General features: G+C 66.3%; 16 protein-coding genes. 9 read left to right on the forward strand and 7 right to left on the reverse strand.

All coding sequences use genetic code 11. From position 1 onward, the window contains the following. Nucleotides 1-557: 557 nt before the first annotated feature. The 4 genes from WKF39_RS12255 to WKF39_RS12270 are packed head-to-tail and all read right to left on the reverse strand — an operon-like array spanning nt 558 to nt 4976. A complete protein-coding gene (locus WKF39_RS12255; protein WP_340388777.1) occupies nt 558-2726 on the reverse strand; it encodes an MMPL family transporter in 2169 nt (722 codons plus the stop codon). 32 nt (nt 2727-2758) lie between these two features. Then, nucleotides 2759-3580, reverse strand: coding sequence for a sulfite exporter TauE/SafE family protein (locus WKF39_RS12260; RefSeq protein WP_340388778.1), 822 nt, complete (start codon nt 3578-3580; stop codon nt 2759-2761). After that, entirely contained in the window at nt 3577-4050 is a 474-nt protein-coding gene (locus WKF39_RS12265; RefSeq protein ID WP_340388780.1) for a rhodanese-like domain-containing protein, read from the reverse strand. The genes WKF39_RS12260 and WKF39_RS12265 overlap by 4 nt, the downstream gene beginning before the upstream one ends. After that, nucleotides 4038-4976 carry an MBL fold metallo-hydrolase gene (locus WKF39_RS12270; RefSeq protein ID WP_340388782.1) on the reverse strand — a complete coding sequence of 313 codons (939 nt, stop codon included), beginning with the start codon at nt 4974-4976 and terminating at the stop codon, nt 4038-4040. Before WKF39_RS12270 ends, WKF39_RS12265 begins: the two co-directional genes overlap by 13 nt. 259 nt (nt 4977-5235) lie before the next feature. On the opposite strand from WKF39_RS12270, the gene WKF39_RS12275 reads away from it, so the two are divergent. Continuing rightward, nucleotides 5236-5544: a DUF302 domain-containing protein gene (locus WKF39_RS12275; protein ID WP_340388784.1), complete on the forward strand. Its 309-nt coding sequence runs from the start codon at nt 5236-5238 to the stop codon at nt 5542-5544. Beyond that, a complete protein-coding gene (locus WKF39_RS12280; protein WP_340388786.1) occupies nt 5544-5807 on the forward strand; it encodes a metal-sensitive transcriptional regulator in 264 nt (87 codons plus the stop codon). Before WKF39_RS12275 ends, WKF39_RS12280 begins: the two co-directional genes overlap by 1 nt. Nucleotides 5808-5826: 19 nt before the next feature. Here WKF39_RS12280 and WKF39_RS12285 read toward each other — a convergent pair whose 3' ends face one another. After that, nucleotides 5827-6009 carry a hypothetical protein gene (locus tag WKF39_RS12285; protein WP_340388787.1) on the reverse strand — a complete coding sequence of 61 codons (183 nt, stop codon included), beginning with the start codon at nt 6007-6009 and terminating at the stop codon, nt 5827-5829. 2 nt (nt 6010-6011) lie between these two features. Between WKF39_RS12285 and WKF39_RS12290 the strand changes: the two genes are divergently transcribed. Continuing rightward, complete coding sequence (locus WKF39_RS12290; protein WP_340388789.1) at nt 6012-6893, forward strand: haloalkane dehalogenase; 882 nt, start codon at nt 6012-6014, stop codon at nt 6891-6893. A 341-nt stretch (nt 6894-7234) separates the two neighbouring features. Beyond that, the gene (locus WKF39_RS12295; protein WP_340388791.1) at nt 7235-8110 is read left to right on the forward strand and encodes an alpha/beta hydrolase; all 876 of its coding nucleotides are present in this window, start codon (nt 7235-7237) and stop codon (nt 8108-8110) included. A gap of 290 nt (nt 8111-8400) precedes the next feature. Here the strand turns inward: WKF39_RS12295 and WKF39_RS12300 are convergent, their stop codons facing one another. Further along, nucleotides 8401-8919, reverse strand: a complete 519-nt coding sequence (locus WKF39_RS12300; RefSeq protein WP_340388793.1) for an SRPBCC family protein — start codon at nt 8917-8919, stop codon at nt 8401-8403. Between the two features lie 8 nt (nt 8920-8927). Further along, a complete protein-coding gene (locus WKF39_RS12305) occupies nt 8928-9665 on the reverse strand; it encodes a hypothetical protein (protein WP_340388795.1) in 738 nt (245 codons plus the stop codon). Between the two features lie 266 nt (nt 9666-9931). Between WKF39_RS12305 and WKF39_RS12310 the strand changes: the two genes are divergently transcribed. The 5 genes from WKF39_RS12310 to narI are packed head-to-tail and all read left to right on the forward strand — an operon-like array spanning nt 9932 to nt 18021. Further along, nucleotides 9932-11179 carry an MFS transporter gene (locus WKF39_RS12310; protein WP_340388797.1) on the forward strand — a complete coding sequence of 416 codons (1248 nt, stop codon included), beginning with the start codon at nt 9932-9934 and terminating at the stop codon, nt 11177-11179. Beyond that, entirely contained in the window at nt 11176-14940 is a 3765-nt protein-coding gene (locus WKF39_RS12315) for a nitrate reductase subunit alpha (RefSeq protein ID WP_340388799.1), read from the forward strand. Before WKF39_RS12310 ends, WKF39_RS12315 begins: the two co-directional genes overlap by 4 nt. Beyond that, nucleotides 14940-16589 (forward strand): nitrate reductase subunit beta, encoded by a 1650-nt coding sequence (gene narH / locus WKF39_RS12320; protein ID WP_340388801.1) that lies wholly within the window; start codon nt 14940-14942, stop codon nt 16587-16589. Before WKF39_RS12315 ends, narH begins: the two co-directional genes overlap by 1 nt. Then, nucleotides 16586-17296 carry a nitrate reductase molybdenum cofactor assembly chaperone gene (narJ, locus tag WKF39_RS12325; protein WP_340388803.1) on the forward strand — a complete coding sequence of 237 codons (711 nt, stop codon included), beginning with the start codon at nt 16586-16588 and terminating at the stop codon, nt 17294-17296. The genes narH and narJ overlap by 4 nt, the downstream gene beginning before the upstream one ends. Further along, nucleotides 17293-18021, forward strand: a complete 729-nt coding sequence (gene narI, locus WKF39_RS12330) for a respiratory nitrate reductase subunit gamma (RefSeq protein ID WP_340388805.1) — start codon at nt 17293-17295, stop codon at nt 18019-18021. The genes narJ and narI overlap by 4 nt, the downstream gene beginning before the upstream one ends. Nucleotides 18022-18045: the final 24 nt, after the last annotated feature.

Genomic DNA, 18045 nt, shown 5'->3' on the forward strand with positions numbered 1-18045 from the left:
CGGACGTGGAGGTCGTCGATGAGCATGATGACGTCAGTGGCCGTCCGTCGCGGTGGCGCCAGCCAAGGTCCGACAGAGAAGCGGCCACCTGCTCCTGGGGGATGGGAGCGTTGGGCGACGTAGCGGCGTACGCGACAAGGAGCAGCGTTGCCACGGTCTCGAAGTCGTTGCCTGTGGAGGGGATCGTGCGCTTACCCCGCGATTCAGTAAAGGCATCTCGCGGTGACGGCCTGACGGCACCGAGCTCGGTAACCCACGCAGCAAGGGGAATGATCGTGAGGCCACACTTTCACCAAAAACCGGTGAGTGCTGTTGTTGGCGAAGTCGGAACTGGCGCTGGTCGGCTGGAGTCAGCGGCTGCCGAAGATCTTGGCGAGGAAGCCGGTTCGCTGTTGCTCCTGCTTCGGGTGGCCAGAGCAACGATCGGCGCGCGGAACACCGTTCAGGACCTGGTCGACGTGTTGGCCGCAGCCGGCCCAGGTGGTCTTGCCGCAGGTCGTGCAGCGGATAGCTCGGCACATGATGGATCTCCGTTCTGTCGGGGCGGGCGGGTCTGGTCAGGCGTGTGAGAATCGGATGTGGGGCAGGACGCGTGTCAGCCACGCGGGCGCCCACCAGGCCGCTCGGCCGGTGAGCCGAAGCAGGACCGGCAGCAGCACGAGTCGTACTAAGAAGGCGTCGAGCAGGACGGCCACGCCGAGCACGATGCCCATCTCCTTGGGTGGCAGCGGGCCGGACAGCGCGAAGGTGAAGAAGACCGCGACCATCACCGCGCCGGCGGCGAAGATCACTCGCCCGGAGTGGGCCAGCGAGCCGATCATCGCCTCCTTCGGGTCGCCGTTGTGCTCGAAGTGCTCCTTGGCCGAGGCCAGCAGGAAGACCGTGTAGTCCATCGCGATGGCGAAGATCATGGCGAAGAAGAACACAGGTGCCCAGGCGTCGAGGAAGCCCTGCGACTCAAATCCCATGAGGCCTGCGCCCCAGCCTTCCTGGAACACGAGCCGCGCAACGCCGAAGGCGGCAGCGGTTGACAGCAGGCTTGCCAGTGTCCCCAGCAGCGCGATCAGCGGGGCCTGCAGGGCGATGAGCAGCAACAGGAAGCCGAGCACGAGGATGACGCCGATGACCAACGGGGTCGAGTCGTCGAGCTGGGTCTTGAGGTCGAGGTTCTCGACGGCCGCACCTCCGACATAAGCCGAGGACGGCAGGTCGGCGCGGAGCCTCTCGACGGTGTCGCTCAGGCCCGGATCGGACGGGTCGACCGTTGGCACCGCCTGGATCAGCGTGTACGACGAACCATCGGACGCGGGCATTGCTGGCGTAGCACCACTGACTCCGGCGTCATCGGACAGCACGGCCGAGGCTGCCTGGGCGTCGGACGTGTCCATGACGACGGTGAGGGTTCCGGGAGCGCCTGCGCCGAAGCTCGTCTGGACGCGGTCGTAGCCCACGCGGGCACTGGCGTCATCGGGAAGGACCTTGATGGACGGCATAGCGGTCTTCAGGCCCAGGACGGGCGCGGCCAGCACGAGCAGCACGACGAGCGCCCCGAGACCAAACGCGAGTGGACGCCTCCACAACCGCTCACCCCAGGCGGCAAACTTCGGCGAACTGTGCTCGCTGGAACGAGACCAGGGCAGGGACAGCTTGTTGATGCGCATGTCCAGCTTGGCGAGGACCAGCGGCAACAGGGTGAGCGTCGCGGCGAGGACGAACACGACCGAGAGCATGATGCCGCCGGCCATCGACCGAAATGACGGCGAGGGCACGAGCATCACGGCCGACAGCGAGATCAGCACCGTCGCGCCTGAGAGGAGCACAGCTTTGCCCGCGGTGTCCATGGTCTCGGCGACCGCGAGCCGGGGCGAGCTACCAGCCCGAGCTCGCGCGGCGCGGTAGCGGACCACCATGAAGAGGGCGTAGTCGATGCCCAGGGCGAGGGCGAACATCATGGCGAAGTTCATGGCCCAGATGGAGACCGGCACCAGGTGGGTGATCAGCACCAGCGAGCCGGCGGAGGCGACGAGGCCGGCGAGCGTGAGGATCAGCGGCAGCCCGGCCGCGACGAGGGCGCCGAAGGCCAGGCCCAGGATGGCCAAAGTCCCGGGCCAAGAAATCATCTCGGACTTCAGCATCGCGGACAGATTTGCCTCGTTGAAGTCCGACCACAGCAGCGACGCCCCGGTCGGATTGACTTGGATCTGCGGCGTCGAGAGGTCTTCCAGAGGTCCCTTGAGGTCGTCGGCCACCCGGACCATCTCGTTCGGGTCGGCGTTCGCGCCCGCGATCAGGACCGCCGTCGTGCCGTCATTGCTCAGCGTTGCGCCTGGTTGGGGGTCCACGATGTCGGCGATGCGGGGGTCGTCGGCGAGAATGCTCTTCGCGCGGGCAAGTACCTGTTTGCCGTCACCCTCGGTGACCGAGCCGTCGTCGGAGTGCACCACAACCTGGATCGCAGTGGACGCATTGCCGCCGAAGTGCTCCGTGGCAAGCTCACGAGCGGTGACCGAGTCGGAGCCGTTGGCCTGCCAGCCGGCGCCGGACAGCTCGGACTCGACCCGCGGCGCGAATGCGCCGAGAACGACGATGACGAGGATCCAGACCGCGCTGGTCAGGCGGGCGTGATCGGCGACCCAGACGCCAACCCGGCCGAGTGAGCCGGGACGGGTCGCGTGTGGCTGACTGGAGGTCGGCGCCAGGCGCAGTGGGTTGTGCGTTGATGTCATGGGGGTCTCTTTCGGTGCAGAGGGCAAGGGGATCAGATCAAGGCGGGAATGGCGCGGACAGCGGTGTAGACCGCTGTCGCCACCACCAGGACGGTGAAGGCGCTCGTGAGCTTGCGGGTATCGACGCGGGTGGCGAGCCGGGCGCCGGCGAAGGCTCCTGCGGCCGAGGCTCCCGTGAGGACGATGACCAGCCACCAGTCAGGCTCGGCCACAGAGCCGGCGCGCACGGCGAGGGCAGATGTGCTGGTGAGCGCGATGACCAGCAGGGAGGTGCCGACGGCGTACTCCATGGGCAGCGCCAGTGCCAGCATCAGGGCAGGGACGACGAGGAAGCCGCCGCCCACCCCGAGGAAGCCGGTCAGCAGGCCGACGACAGTGGCGGTGACCAGTACCTTCAGGGCTCTCGGGCACGCGCACGCGAAGGTCGGGCTGAAGGTGATGATCGGATCGTCCAGCGTGGCCGCCGTGTGCGGCTGCGTTATGCCCGGACGGAGCAGGCGTACGGCCATCAGCGCGCCGACGAGCAGCATCAGCGCCGCGAACGCTGACAGGAGCACAGGGTCGGAGACGCGCGCGGCTGCCAGTGCCCCGGCGGCGGCTCCGCCAATGGCGATCAGCCCGAAAAGCACGCCCCGCCCAAGCAGGACGTTGCCGGCGCGGTTCGCGGTCACAGCCCCCGTCAGGGCGGTCACGCCGACCACCACCAGCGAGCCGGTCGTTGCTTGACCGGGACTCTGGTCGAGGGCGTAGACCAACACGGGGACGGCCAGGATCGATCCGCCGCTGCCCAGTGCGCCGAGGCTGAGCCCGATGAGGGCACCAGCGACGAGCGCGAGGACAAGGTCGATCGTCAAGCGTCGTCACCCACCAGGTGCAGTCCGACCTTCTCGGCATTGTCGAAGGAGTCATCAATGGCGACGGGCGTTCGACCTGCCGTGTCGATCAACGAAGCGGCGATCGAGGCGCGGTAGCCAGAAGCGCAGTGCACCCAGACCTCACCCGCCGGCACCTCGGCGACACGTCCAGGAAGCTCGTGGATGGGGATGTTGTGGGCACCCTTGATGCGGGTCGCCTCGTGCTCGTCGGCGCGGCGAACGTCCAGAATCACGACGTCGCGATGGTGGCGGACCTGCTCGAGATCGGCGAACGTGGCCGTGGGAAAGCTCGCCAGGTCGCGATCGGACCAGTTCTGTGGGGCGCCGGTGGCCTGCGCCGCCGGGCGGTCGATGCCAATCCGGACGAGCTCGCGCTGAGCCGCGGCGATGTCGTCAGGAGTCTCACCGAGCAGGGTGATTGGGGTGCCCCACACAATCAGCCAACCCACGTAGGTGGCGAAAGCACCCTCGATCCCGAAGTTGAGGGTACCCGGCGCGTGTCCGGTCGCGAAGGCCGTACGGTTGCGCAGGTCCACGACCCATTCCCCGGCCTCGATGCGGCGGCGCAGCTCGACGGCGTCGGCAGACGTCGGCGGGGACAGGTCCGGTTGGGACGGCCCTCGGCGTTCATCGGCATCATGTGCACGTAGTAGGACGGCCATGCGCCCAGGCCGTCGAGGAGCTCGCGCACATAGTCCGCCTCGTCCTGGGTCAGGACCGGGTTGGACTCCCTCTCCTGATCGATCGTGGACTCGGTGGAATCTGACTGCGTGGCCGCGCAGAACGAGCCGAAGCCGTGGGTGGGGAAGACGTCTGCGTCGCCGGGGAGCAGGTCGGCCAGCTTGTGAGCCGAGGCGTGCTGGTGGCGTGCAAGGGTGTCGGCGTGCTCCTCGCCGAGGAGGTCTGGTCGACCCGTGGCTCCGAACAGCAGGGAGCCGCCCGAGAAGACGCATACCGAGGACCCGATCCCGGTGGCGGTCTCGGTGGGGGCCAACTCGTTGAGGCCGTACGACAGGTGGGTGAAGGTGTGGCCGGGGGTGGCAATCGCGGTGACAAGCATGCGCGACCCCACCTGCACCGTGTCGCCGTCACGGATCGGCGTTCGGTCGAAGGAGACGTCGTCATCGGCGTTGACGTGATACGCCGCGCCGGTTCGCTTCGCGAGCGCCAGGCCTCCCGTGACGTAGTCGTTGTGGATGTGCGTCTCGAAGACGTCAGTCAATCGAACGCCATGCTCGTCCAGGATGCCCAGGACTCGATCGATGTCACGCTGCGGATCGACGACGAAGGCAACCTCGCCATCGTGGACGACGTAGGTGCGATTGCCGAGAGTGGGAGTCTCGATGGGGACGATCTTCACATCGGTCGTGGTCATGTCAGTACTCCTCCGACGTGTCGTTCTCGCAAGTGGATCCTCGCCTCATTTATACGGTAGGGGGTATTTGACCATTTCGCAAGAACACCCCAGGGGGTATACTGGGAACTGAGCTCACGTGCCCTGTCGACCCTGTCGACACCATCGACCAGCGAAGGAGCCAATGATGAGCAGCTACACGATCACCACGACCTTGAACCAGCCGTACGCCGCGGCGGTGGAGGTCGTTCGGGTCGCGCTCGCAGACCAAGGATTCGGCGTGCTCACCGAGATCGACCTCAAGGCTGCGATGAAGGACAAACTCGACGTCGACATCGCGCCGCAGATCATCCTCGGTGCCTGCCGCCCCGCGTTGGCCTATGAAGCCATCCAGGCTGAACCGTCCATCGCGGCAGTCCTGCCGTGCAACGTCGTTGTCAGGTCCGTGGATGAAGGCGCCACGGTGGTCGAGGCGTTTGATCCCGACGCCATGATGGGCCTTGCGGACAACGAGGCGCTGCACGTGATCGCAACGGACGCCAAGCAGCGCATCAATGCGGCCTTCGCCGCCCTGAATGAGGAGAACTGATGGAGCTCGATCCTTCGGACATGAAGCCTGTCATCAACCGCATCAAACGCGCCCAAGGGCAACTGGCGGGCGTGCTACGCATGATTGAGGACGGTCGCGACTGCGAGGACGTGGTGACCCAGCTTGCGGCCGCCTCTCGAGCGCTGGACCGGGCCGGCTTCGCCATCGTCGCGACCGGCCTCCAGCAGTGCCTCTCCACCGGCGAGGGCGCGGGCAGCGTCAATGTCAAGAAGATGGAGAAGCTCTTCCTGTCGCTGGCTTGAGGGCTGCAGTCCCGGGAGGTCACTTCGGGGTCGCGAGAATCAGCACATCACCCTCCAGGGCACGAATGCGTCGTGACAGCACGAAGCGCACGATCCTCGCGAGGACGCCCACCGCGTGCGACTGCGATGATGGGTGCGTGAGTAGTCCGGACGCCGCGCGCTCGGCCGGGCTGGTCACCATCCAGACGAGAGCGAGTCCCATCCATGACGGTCCACCGCACCCCTGACGAATCGTTCGCCAACCTGCCCGGGTTCACGCACGAGCCCCACTACCGCGACTGGGAGGGGATGCGTCTCGCCCATATCGATGTGGGCGACGGTCGTCCTGTGGTGCTGTTGCACGGCGAGCCAACGTGGTCGTTCCTGTGGCGCAAGGTCATCGACGAGCTGGTGCCGGCCGGGAACCGCTGCATCGCACCAGACCTGCCCGGCTTCGGCCGCTCCGACAAGCCCGCCGACGACTGGTACACGTACGACCACCTGGTTGCCTCGGTCGTTGACCTGTTTGAGCAGCTGGACCTGCGTGATGTGACCCTCGTCGTGCACGACTGGGGCGGCCCGGTCGGCCTGCGCGTGGCCACCACCGAGATCGCCGATCGGATCAGCCGCATCGTCGTGATGGACTCCGGGGTGTTCACCGGTACCCAGCCGATGGGGGAGACATGGCAGGCGTTCCGCTCCTTCGTCGATGCGACACCCGACCTTCCCATTGGGTTCCTCGTGCAGGCCGGGGTCCACGAGGACCTCGCCGACGAGGTCGTCGCGGCGTACGAGGCGCCGTTCGACTCCGTCGACGCGAAGGGCGGCGCGCGCACTCTGCCCGGGCTGATCCCGCAAACCCCCGACGCTCCCGGCGCAGCCGAGGGCCGCGCCGTGATCGCGGCGCTGGCGGCCGACACCCGACCAATGCTGCTGCTGTGGGCCGAGCACGACACCGTCCTCCCACTCGACGGCCCGGGACGGCAGATGGAGGAGCTGCTCCCGCTCAAGGAGCCGCTGCACCTGATCGAAGGCGCTGGTCACTTCCTCCAAGAGGACAGAGGCGACGAGATCGGGCGCGTGATCGCTGATTGGTTGGCCAGCTGAGGGCAGTCCAATCGAGGTGCTCACGGACCACCGGTCGGGAATGTAATGGTGTCGAGATCACCCTGGACTCCGTCGAACCCGCGCCCACTCTGACCGCCGATGGCGCCTGGTGGCACCCCGCGGCCGTGACCAATCGACACTTGAGGGTGGCCGCCACGCCCTTGCCGATGAAGCATGTCCTCGACGTGATCCGAGACGTCGTGGCCGGCCAGGCAACGCGCGGAACCCAGGGGCGGGCATTCTTCCGATGTGCCCGACTCTTCCAAGCCCCAGGCCTGACCGATTCGGCCGTCACAGTCCTTCCAGACCTCGCGGAGAAGCACGGATGGGAGAGTGAGCGCATGACCAGCCCCAGCATTCTCGAGGCCTACGAGGCAACCGGACGACGCTTCAGCGCAAACGGAGTGGGCAGCTTCGTGCTCGACCATGGCACCGGTGACCCGGTGGTATGCATGCACGGCGTGCCCGCGTCGGCGTACCTCTATCGCAAGGTCGTCCCCGAGCTCGCTGCGCGTGGGCTCCGCGGGATCGCCTTCGACCTACCCGGCCTTGGGCTGGCGGAGCGTCCCGTCGACTTCGACTACACCTGGTCGGGACTGGGGAGGTGGAGTGTTGCCGCGGTCGAGACGCTGGGTCTGGAGCGCTTCCATCTTGTCGTTCACGACATCGGCGGCCCGGTGGGGTTCGAGCTGGCTGCGGCGCTGCCCGAGCGCGTGGCCTCATTGACGGTGCTCAACACCCTGATCGACGTCGACGACTTCAAGCGGCCGTGGTCGATGGAGCCCTTTGCACGCAGATACGTCGGGCGCCCCTACCTCTCATTGCTGAACAAGCCGTTGTTCCGAGTCCTCATGCGCCTGCAGGGGGTGGCGGACATGAAAGCCGTGCCCGGCAAGGAGCTTGACGCGTATGTCGACCTGCTGAAGCGCGAGGACAACGGCGTCGCATTCCTCAAGATCATGCGCGGCTTTGAACGCACAGCGCAGAAGCAAGCGCTGTATCGCACGGTGGTCGGCAGCGACCGCTACCCCGTGCAGGTCGTGTGGGGCGAGCTGGACCCCGCATTGAAACTGCACGAGCACGGCCAGATCGCACTGCGCGCGGCGGGGCTCAGCTCCGCGGTCACCCTCCCCGGAAAGCACTTCCTTCAGGAGGACCAGGCTGGACCCCTCGCGGCGCAGATCGCCACCTTCGCGGAGGGTCGCGCCGCCAGCTAGCTCCGCCGGGGACGGGTCGGTAAAGCCCAGCTGGACGTAGAGCGACAGGGCAGCGAGCGCGCCCCCGACGGCCAGCACGGAGCCCACGAGGATCGGGACAATCGCATCGACGAGGTTTGTACGAGCCGAGCGAGAGCGGCGGTTGGCTCGATCCAAGGTTCCACATCGAAACGCGTGGCCGCGATCTTGACTCGGAAACCCAGTGAGTGGGCAAGAGCACTTCCGTCAGGAGGCTTGGACCAACGTGGTCGGCGGTCGGTACTGGAGATCAATGTCGCCGACGGGTCTAGTCATGACCCAGCCTCGTCACCAACCTCGATCGAGGACTCGGCGATCCGCTTGATTGCGGCGAGGGTCGAGGGGATGCCGTGGAGGGCCTGTTGCGTTCGATCTGAGATCTGGAAGGGCGCCTGATCGCCAAATTTCTCCTCGAACATGGCGATCCCGTCCGGGAGGAATTCCCAGGACTCCGTCAGCGTCGTCCCAGTCCCTGCGGGGGCCAGGGTGAAGCCCCACCGGACGAAATTGCCGCCTACGGTCCACGCGAACTCGCGTCCGTGTTTGGCCGCCACCACCATCGAACGGGTCTCCCAGGTCCGGCTCGGGAGGACGTTGCGCCCGGTGAACCAGGCGCCGACCCGGCCCGCCTCGGTGGCGTCGTCCCACCAGCACGATGCGCAGACCGGGCTCCACTCCCCGGTGCGGGTGATGTCGGAGACCATGTCGTAGAGGGTCTCGGCCGGCGCGATGACGCCGATGGACGCCTCGTGACGGCGAGGACCCGGAGCGCTCATGTCCGTAGGCGTCATGGGCGGGGTCATTTCTTCTGGCGCCGGCTACCGCCGTGCCAGTCCTCCTGCTTGCCGGCCGTGTCGGGGTCGCCGCCCAGCGCGGCCAGCTGAGGCTGCTCGCGCAGACTGCGCTTGAGCTCAGCGAAACCGGGGAACCGGGCTAGCCCGACCACGTGATCCCACAGCTCGGCTGCCGACTCCTCCCTTGGCAGCCGGCTGATCACGGGCCCGAAGAAGGCGACGCCAGCCGGAGGCTCGAAGTGGATGATAGGCGTGCCCACGTCCTTGCCGGTCAACCCGAGCGCCTCGTCGGTCTCCTCCCGAATCTCGGCGTCCCATGAAGCGTCGTCGACGGCTTGCGCCAGCTCGAGGGGCAGACCGGCCTGGGCGAGGATCTGCTCCGCGAACTCTGGTGTCCCAAGCCGTTCCCGCACCTCGCCCTCGGCGTGATGGTCGTCGGGGTGGACGGCGGTGTCGAAGATGTGGGCCCCGAAGGCGGAATACAGCGGTGCCATGGCCTCACGTCCGTGCTCCGCGCGGGCGCGTGCGGCCACGCGAAGCAGTCGCAGTCCTGCCGTGTGGCCGGCTTCGTACTCGGGTGGGAACTGGGCGTCGTAGTCGACCTCGGCGTTGATCAGCCGCAGCGAGATGAATCGCCAGTCCACGGTGTAGGCGCGCTGGTCCTGAACCTGTCGCACCCATTTGCTGGTCATCCAGGCGAAAGGGCAGACCGGATCGAAGTAGAAGTTGATGTCGGCGTCCATGCAGCCAGCGTAGGCAGGGCCACCAGACGTGCCGGCTGGGCCCGGCGCCGAGTCGGCGCTGCCACGCCTCTAGGCCTCCGGATCGTCGTGGCTGACGACTTCGTGATCGGCGGATCCACGACGTCAAGGGACCTTCGACTCTGGCTACCACGGAAGGGGCTCCCGGATGGTGAGAAGTCCGGACGGAAGGCACGCGACATGTCAACAGGTCACCGAACGCGACATGTCATGTGCTGCGCCGGTCATCGAGGACTGGGAGAACAGCGGTGAACGACTCCGTGACTGAGCCGCAGCAACAACTGAGCGTCGACGCCGGCCGACCGTGGCTGATGCTCGTCCTCGCCACCGTGGGCTTTGCGGTGAACTTCTGGGCGTGGGCACTCCTCAGCCCGCTCGGACCGCTGCTCGGCGACAACGGCACATTGGGGGACCTCAGTGAGGGCCAGATCTCTCTCCTGGTGGCAGTGCCGGTGATCGTGGGCTCACTCGGACGGATCCCGGTCGGCGCCCTGACCGACAAGTACGGCGGACGTGAGATGTTCGTGGCTGTCTCGATCGCGACCATCGTGCCGGTGTTGTTCATCGGTGTCTACGGCCAGACCAGCTACCCGGCCCTCTTGCTCGGCGGATTCTTCCTCGGCATCTCCGGAACCTCCTTCGCGGTCGGGGTGCCGTTCGTCAATGCGTGGTTCCCCCCGGAACGGCGAGGACTGGCCATCGGGATATTCGGGGCAGGCATGGGCGGCACCGCGATCAGCGCGCTCACGACGGTCAGGCTCTATTCCACCGTCGACGACCAGGCCCCGTTCCTGCTCGCGGCTGCGGGCCTGGCGATCTTTGCAGTCGTGGCGTGGTTTCTCCTCGAGGACGCACCCGGGCGGCAGGCGCCGACCACGTCGTTGACGTCTCGTCTCAAGGCGAATGCGCGCCTGCCGATCGCCTGGCAGGCCAGCATCCTCTATGCCGTCGCGTTCGGCGGGTACGTCGCGTTTTCCGTCTACCTGCCCGCTTACCTCAAGACGGCGTATGAGCTCACGCCTGCCGCCGCGGCCAACCGGATGGCTGGCTTCGTGGTGCTCGCGGTGATCATGCGGCCGGTCGGAGGGTGGCTTGCCGACCGGGTTGGCCCGATCCCGGTTCTGGCCGCCGGGTACGGGGTGGTCGTGGTTGGTGCCGCTGTCGCGTCCACGACGCCGGTCCTCGAACCGGTGGGAGCTGTCGCCTTTCTGGTCATGGCGATGGCACTGGGTTCTGGTACAGGTGCCACGTTCACGCTGATCGCCCAGGTGACTGACCCGTCCCGGGTCGGCGGCGTGACCGGCCTGGTGGGCGCCGCGGGTGGATTGGGTGGATTCGTCCCGCCACTGGTCATGGGCTACATCTACGGCCGCACCGATTCGTACGCCATCGGGTTGGTGATGCTGGCGGTGACCGCTGCCTTGACGCTGCTGCTGACCGTGACCACGGTGCGCGGGACTGCCCATCGACACGACGAGGAGATGGCAAACGCATGACGACCGCCCGGGATCGCCCCGCATCCGGCGATGCGGACAGCTCAGGACGCTCCGGTCCGCCGGGTCTGGACGGCCCATTGAGCGACGCCTTCGTGCGTAGCCGCCGGTTCTTCACCCGCGGCACGGTCTCAGAGGACCTCCGGACGTTGTCGAAGGTGGGTGGTCGCCAGGCTGACGACTTCTACCGGGACCGATGGAGCCACGACAAGGTGGTGCGCTCGACCCATGGTGTGAACTGCACCGGGTCCTGTTCGTGGAAGGTCTACGTCAAGGACGGGATCATCACCTGGGAGACCCAGCAGACTGACTACCCCTCGGTCGGCCCGGACTCCCCGGAGTACGAGCCCCGTGGTTGCCCACGCGGTGCGGCGTTCTCCTGGTACACCTATTCGCCGACCCGGGTGCGCTATCCGTACGTGCGCGGTGTCCTGCTGCAGATGTTCCGTGAGGCCAAGTCCCAGCACGACGGTGACCCGGTGCGCGCGTGGGAGCACATCGTCGAGAACCCGCAGCGGGCGAAGGCCTACAAGTCGGCCCGTGGCAAGGGTGGCTTGGTCCGTGCCACGTGGGAGGAAGCCAGCGAGATCATTGCGGCCGCGCACGTCCACACGATCAAGAAGTACGGGCCTGACCGGGTCGCGGGTTTCTCGCCGATCCCGGCCATGTCGATGGTCTCGCATGCGTCGGGTGCACGGTTCGTGAACCTGATCGGCGGCTCGATGCTGAGCTTCTACGATTGGTACGCCGACCTGCCCGTCGCCTCCCCACAGGTCTTCGGCGACCAGACTGATGTGCCGGAGTCGGGCGACTGGTGGAACGCCGGCTACCTGATCATGTGGGGGTCCAACCTCCCAGTCACCCGCACGCCTGACGCGCACTGGATGACAGAGGCGCGTTACCGCGGCCAGAAGGTCGTCGCGGTTGCCCCCGACTACGCCGACAACGTGAAGTTCGCCGACGAGTGGTTGGCGGCCAAACCGGGCACCGATGCTGCCCTTGCCATGGCGATGGGGCACGTCGTGCTCAGAGAGTTCTTCATCGACAGGCAGACGCCGTACTTCACCGACTATGTCAAGAGCTACACCGATCTGCCCTATCTCGTGAAGCTCGACGACGTTGGCGGCGGCGCATTCACCGCAGGTAAGTTCCTGACGGCCTCCGACCTGGCTTCGACGGATGCAGCGGAGGAGAACGCCGAGTTCAAGACCGTTCTCATCGACGCGGCGACCGGCGAGCCCGTCGTCCCCAACGGCTCACTCGGTCACCGCTACGGCGATGCAGGCGTCGGCAAGTGGAACCTCGAGCTCGGCGACATCGCCCCGCAGCTCTCGCTGCTCGACGGCGCGGACGAGACCGTACTGGTGCGGATGCCGCGCTTTGACACCCCGGACGGTGCGGCGGCCGACCTGCCTCGCGGTGTCCCGGTTCGTCGGATCGACGGACACCTGGTCACGACGGTCTTCGATCTCCTACTCGCTCAGTACGGCGTGGGCCGCGAAGGACTGCCGGGGGAGTGGGCCAGCAGCTATGACGACGCCGAGTCGCCCTACACGCCCGCATGGCAGGAGGCGATCACCGGTGTCCCGGCCTCAACCGCGGCCCGCATCGGGCGGGAGTTCGCCGCGAACGCGGAGGAGTCACACGGACGATCGATGATCGTGATGGGGGCCGGCACCAACCACTGGTTCCACTCCGACACGATCTACCGCGCATTCTTGACCTTGACCAATCTCACGGGTTGCCAGGGAGTCAACGGCGGCGGCTGGGCGCACTACGTGGGCCAGGAAAAGGTCCGCCCGCTCACCGGCTACAACCAGGTGGCCAATGCGCTTGACTGGAACCGCCCGCCGCGCAACATGATCCAGACCGCCTATTGGTATCTGCACACCAACCAGTTCCGCTACGACCAGTTCGGCGCCGACACGCTTTCTGCGACCACTGGCAGCGGCCAGCTGGCGGGCAAGTCCACCGCCGACGTGATCGCGCAGAGCGCCCGGATGGGCTGGATGCCGTCCTACCCCACCTTCGACCGCAACCCACTCGACCTCAGTGATGACGCTGCTGCTGCCGGTAAACCGGCGGGGGAGTACATCGTCGACCAGTTGAAGTCCGGCGAGCTCGATTTCGCTGGCGAGGACCCTGACGCGCCACAGAACTACCCACGGATCCTGTCGATCTGGCGCGCCAACCTGCTCGGGTCGTCCGGCAAGGGCAACGAGTACTTCCTGAAACACCTGCTCGGCACCGACTCGTCCGTACGTGCCACCGAGACCCCGGAAGACCAGCGGCCGGTCGACGTCACCTGGCGAGACGAGGCACCCGAAGGCAAGCTCGACCTGCTGATGACGATCGATTTCCGGCAGACCAGCACGACGATCTTCTCCGACGTCGTCCTGCCCGCGGCGACCTGGTACGAGAAGCACGACCTCAACACCACCGACATGCACCCGTTCGTGCACTCCTTCAACCCCGCGATCGCGCCTCCGTGGCAGACCCGGACCGACTGGGACGCGTGGCAGACGATCGCCGAGAAGTTCAGCGAGCTCGCGGCCACCCACCTCGGGGTGCGCACGGACGTGGTCGCCGTGCCCCTCACACACGACACCCCCGACGCCATGGCCAACCCGCACGGCGTCGTCCGCGACTGGAAGAAGGGTGAGTGCGAACCCATCCCCGGCGTCACCATGCCCAGGCTGGTCGAGGTCGAGCGTGACTATGGTGCCGTGGCCGAGAAGATGAACGCGCTCGGCCCGTTGCTCGACACGCTCGGCGCCACCACCAAGGGGGTCACCTTCGAGCTGGGCAAGCAGGTCGAGTACCTGCGACGCAAGAACGGCGCCGTCCGCGGTGGGGTGGCCGGTGGTCGGCCGTCACTGAAGAAGGACGTCGACGTCTGCGAGGCGATCCTTGCCCTGTCGGGCACGACGAACGGTCATCTGGCCACACAGGGCTTCAAGACCCTCGAGAAGCGCACGGGCGTCAAGCTGGCCGACCTGGCCGCGGAGCACGAGGGCAAGCAGATCACGTTCGCCGACACCCAGGGTCCACCAGTGCCGGTGATCACCTCGCCGGAGTGGTCAGGCTCCGAAACCGGAGGACGGCGCTACTCGCCGTTCACGATCAACGTCGAGCGCAAGAAGCCGTGGCACACGCTGACCGGCCGGATGCACTTCTACCTCGACCACGACTGGATGACCGAGCTTGGCGAGGGTCTGCCGGTCTACCGGCCTCCGTTGAACATGGCGGCGCTTTTCGCCGAGCCCAAGCTCGGAAATCTGTCGGACGGTTCGGCCGGGCAGGTCGAGGGACTGACCGTGCGATACCTGACCCCGCACAACAAGTGGTCGATCCATTCGGAGTACCAGGACAACCTGTTCATGCTGTCACTGTCCCGCGGGGGGCAGAACATCTGGATGAGCGACCGCGACGCCGTCAAGGTCGGCATCAAGGACAACGACTGGATCGAGGCGGTCAACCGCAACGGCGTCGTCGTGGCCCGGGCCATCGTCTCGCACCGCATGCCCGAAGGAACGGTGTACATGTACCACGCACAGGACCGGCTCATCGACGTACCGATCGCCGAGACGTCGGGCAAGCGCGGTGGCATCCACAATTCGTTGACCCGCCTGCTGGTCAAGCCGTCGCACCTGATCGGTGGTTACGGCCAGCTGACCTTCGCCTTCAACTACCTCGGCCCCACAGGCAATCAGCGCGACGAGGTCACCATCATCCGCAAGCGCTCCCAGGAGGTGACGTACTGATGAAGGTCATGGCGCAGATGGCGATGGTGATGAACCTCGACAAGTGCATCGGTTGCCATACCTGCTCGGTCACGTGCAAGCAGGCGTGGACCAACAGGACCGGCACGGAGTACATCTGGTTCAACAACGTGGAGACCAAGCCGGGTCTCGGCTACCCGCGGACGTACGAGGACCAGGAGAAGTGGAAGGGCGGCTGGGAGCTCACCAAGCGTGCCCGACTCAAGCTCAAGGCCGGTGGCCGCTTCAAGAACCTGATGACGATATTCTCCAACCCCAAGCTGCCCTCGATCGGCGAATACTACGAGCCGTGGACGTATGACTACGCCACGCTCACCGACGCCCCCGCCCAGGAGCACACCCCGGTCGCTCGGCCGAAGTCCCTGATCAGCGGCAAGAACATGAAGATCGAGTGGTCGGCCAATTGGGACGACGACCTCGGGGGATCCACCGAGACCGCGCACCTCGACCCGATGCTCAAGAAGATCGCCGACAAGGTGAAGTTCGAGTTCGAGCAGACCTTCATGTTCTACCTGCCACGGATCTGCGAGCACTGCCTGAACCCCTCGTGTGCGGCGTCCTGCCCCAGCGGCGCGATCTACAAACGCGAGGAGGACGGCATCGTCCTGGTCGACCAAGACGCGTGTCGCGGCTGGCGCAAGTGCGTGTCGGGCTGCCCTTACAAGAAGATCTACTTCAACCACAAGACGGGCAAGGCCGAGAAGTGCACCTTCTGCTTCCCGCGCATCGAGGTAGGACTCCCGACTGTCTGCGCTGAGACCTGCGTGGGCCGGCTGCGTTACATCGGCCTGATGCTCTACGACGCCGACAAGGTGCTCGAGGCCGCCTCGACCGAGGACGAGCACGGGCTCTACGAGGCCCAACGTGACGTGTTCCTCGACCCCTTCGACCCGGAGGTCATGCGCGAGGCAGAAGCTGCCGGGATCGCCCGTGACTGGGTCGATGCGGCCCAACGCTCACCGATCTATGCGCTCATCAACACCTTCAAGGTCGCGCTGCCACTGCATCCGGAGTACCGCACGATGCCCATGGTCTGGTACATCCCCCCGCTCTCGCCCGTGGTCGAGGTGGTCCAGGAGACCGGCGAGGACGCCGAGGACAAGGGCAACCTGTTTGCCGCGATCGACGCGCTGCGGATCCCCGTCGAGTACCTTGCCGAGCTCTTCACGGCCGGAGAGGTCGAACCGGTTGACCTGGTGCTCAAGAAGCTGGCTGCGATGCGCTGCTACATGCGCGACATCAACATGGGGCGGGATCCAGATGCCTCCATCCCCGCGGCGGTCGGGATGACCGAGGAGGAGATGTACGACATGTACCGCCTCCTCGCGATAGCCAAGTATGACGAGCGCTACGTCATCCCCCCGGCACACCTCGAGCAGGCGCATTCGCTGGAGGAACTGTCCACTGAGTGTTCAGTGTCCAACTACGGTGGCGGTCAGCAAGACGTCTTCGGCGAGGGATCCGGGACGCCGACGCCGATCGCGGTCGAGAACTTCCAGATGCTGCAGGAACGCCAGACCGCCGACTCGGTCGCCGGGCCTGAGAACAAGGACGGCCGGATCAACCTGCTCAACTGGGATGGCAAGGTGCCGCCGGCCGGGATGTTCCCACCCAAGGATCCAGGCTCGTGAGCGGCCGCCGAACCAAGCAGACCCTGTCACCCGATCAGCTGACCACCGTGTGGCAGTCGGTGTCCCTGCTCCTGGACTACCCCGATGAACATCTGCTCGGTCACACAGCTCTGGTCGGATCAGCCTCCCGGGCGTTGCCGGTCACGATTGGAGACTCGATCCGGGACTTCTTGACGCACCTCGAGTCGACGCCACTGCCGGACATCCAGGCCGACTACGTCGAGACGTTCGACAACCGTAGGCGTTGCAATTTGTTCCTGACGTACTTCGCCCACGGCGACACCCGGAAGCGAGGTATGGCACTGCTGCGTTTCAAACAGACTTACCTGCAGGCCGGGTTCGTGCTCGACGACGCTGAGCTGCCCGACCACTTGTGCGTCGTGCTCGAGTTCGCGGCCACGATTGACCGAAATCTCGGCCGGGACCTGATGCTGGACCACCGCGCGGGACTCGAGCTGCTCCGACTGTCTCTGCGGGACATGGGATCACCGTGGGCGAGCCTGATCGACGCCGTCACTGCGACGTTGCCGCCTCTGCGCGGCGACGAGCGCGATGCCGTGCGTCGGCTGGCCGCCGAGGGCCCACCGGAGGAGGAGGTCGGGCTCGCGCCTTTCGCCAACCCTCAGTTCAGCCCGGGTGCCTCCAGCGGCGCCGCTCCGGAGGCCACGCTCCTGCCCATGCCGTCATTTCCCGGAGCACGCGCATGAACGAATTCCTCTTCGTTGTCTTCCCCTATATCTGCATGACCAGCTTTGTCGTCGGGCACGCGTGGCGATACCGATACGACAAGTTCGGGTGGACCACACGTTCCTCTCAGCTGTACGAGAACCGGCTCCTGCGCATCGGTAGCCCCCTGTTCCATTTCGGGATGCTCGGGGTCATCGGTGGCCACATCATCGGGCTCCTGGTGCCACAGTCGTGGACGGACGCGATCGGAGTCAGTGAGCACCTCTACCACGTGGTCGCGGTGACCGGCGGTCTGCTTGCGGGCCTCGCGACCGTTGTCGGCATGACGATTCTGATCTACCGCCGCCGAACCGTCGGCCCGGTCTTCTCCGCCACCACGGTCATGGACAAGGTCATGTACGCCTTCCTAGCCGCAGCGATCGTCCTGGGCATGTGGAACACCATTGCCGGATCGATCATGACAATCGGAGGTGAATACAACTACCGCGAAGGAGTCTCCGTCTGGTACCGCTCTTTTCTTGCCTTTCAGCCCGACGCCAGCTTGATGGCCGAGGCACCGCTGGGCTTCCAGCTCCACGCGTTGGTCGCCTTCGGCCTCTTCGCGGTGTGGCCCTTCACCCGACTCGTGCACGTGTTCAGCGCGCCGGTGGGCTACGTGACTCGGCCATACATCGTCTACCGCAGCCGCGACGACCAGCTGGGCAGCCACCGGCCACGGCGCGGCTGGGACCGAGTTTCAAAGTGAGCCCCCGCACAACGGCCAGCGACG

Source organism: Aeromicrobium sp. (genome assembly GCF_037719875.1).
Lineage (GTDB): Bacteria > Actinomycetota > Actinomycetes > Propionibacteriales > Nocardioidaceae > Aeromicrobium.

Bases quoted from the DNA above. Each gene is read 5' to 3' on its own strand.
- WKF39_RS12255 (WP_340388777.1), bottom strand. From the start codon at position 2,726: ATGACATCAACGCACAACCCACTGCGCCTGGCGCCGACCTCCAGTCAG.
- WKF39_RS12270 (WP_340388782.1), bottom strand. From the start codon at position 4,976: ATGACCACGACCGATGTGAAGATCGTCCCCATCGAGACTCCCACTCTC.
- WKF39_RS12280 (WP_340388786.1), top strand. From the start codon at position 5,544: ATGGAGCTCGATCCTTCGGACATGAAGCCTGTCATCAACCGCATCAAA.
- WKF39_RS12285 (WP_340388787.1), bottom strand. From the start codon at position 6,009: ATGGGACTCGCTCTCGTCTGGATGGTGACCAGCCCGGCCGAGCGCGCG.
- WKF39_RS12290 (WP_340388789.1), top strand. From the start codon at position 6,012: ATGACGGTCCACCGCACCCCTGACGAATCGTTCGCCAACCTGCCCGGG.
- WKF39_RS12295 (WP_340388791.1), top strand. From the start codon at position 7,235: ATGACCAGCCCCAGCATTCTCGAGGCCTACGAGGCAACCGGACGACGC.
- WKF39_RS12300 (WP_340388793.1), bottom strand. From the start codon at position 8,919: ATGACGCCTACGGACATGAGCGCTCCGGGTCCTCGCCGTCACGAGGCG.
- WKF39_RS12305 (WP_340388795.1), bottom strand. From the start codon at position 9,665: ATGGACGCCGACATCAACTTCTACTTCGATCCGGTCTGCCCTTTCGCC.
- WKF39_RS12315 (WP_340388799.1), top strand. From the start codon at position 11,176: ATGACGACCGCCCGGGATCGCCCCGCATCCGGCGATGCGGACAGCTCA.
- narH (WP_340388801.1), top strand. From the start codon at position 14,940: ATGAAGGTCATGGCGCAGATGGCGATGGTGATGAACCTCGACAAGTGC.
- narI (WP_340388805.1), top strand. From the start codon at position 17,293: ATGAACGAATTCCTCTTCGTTGTCTTCCCCTATATCTGCATGACCAGC.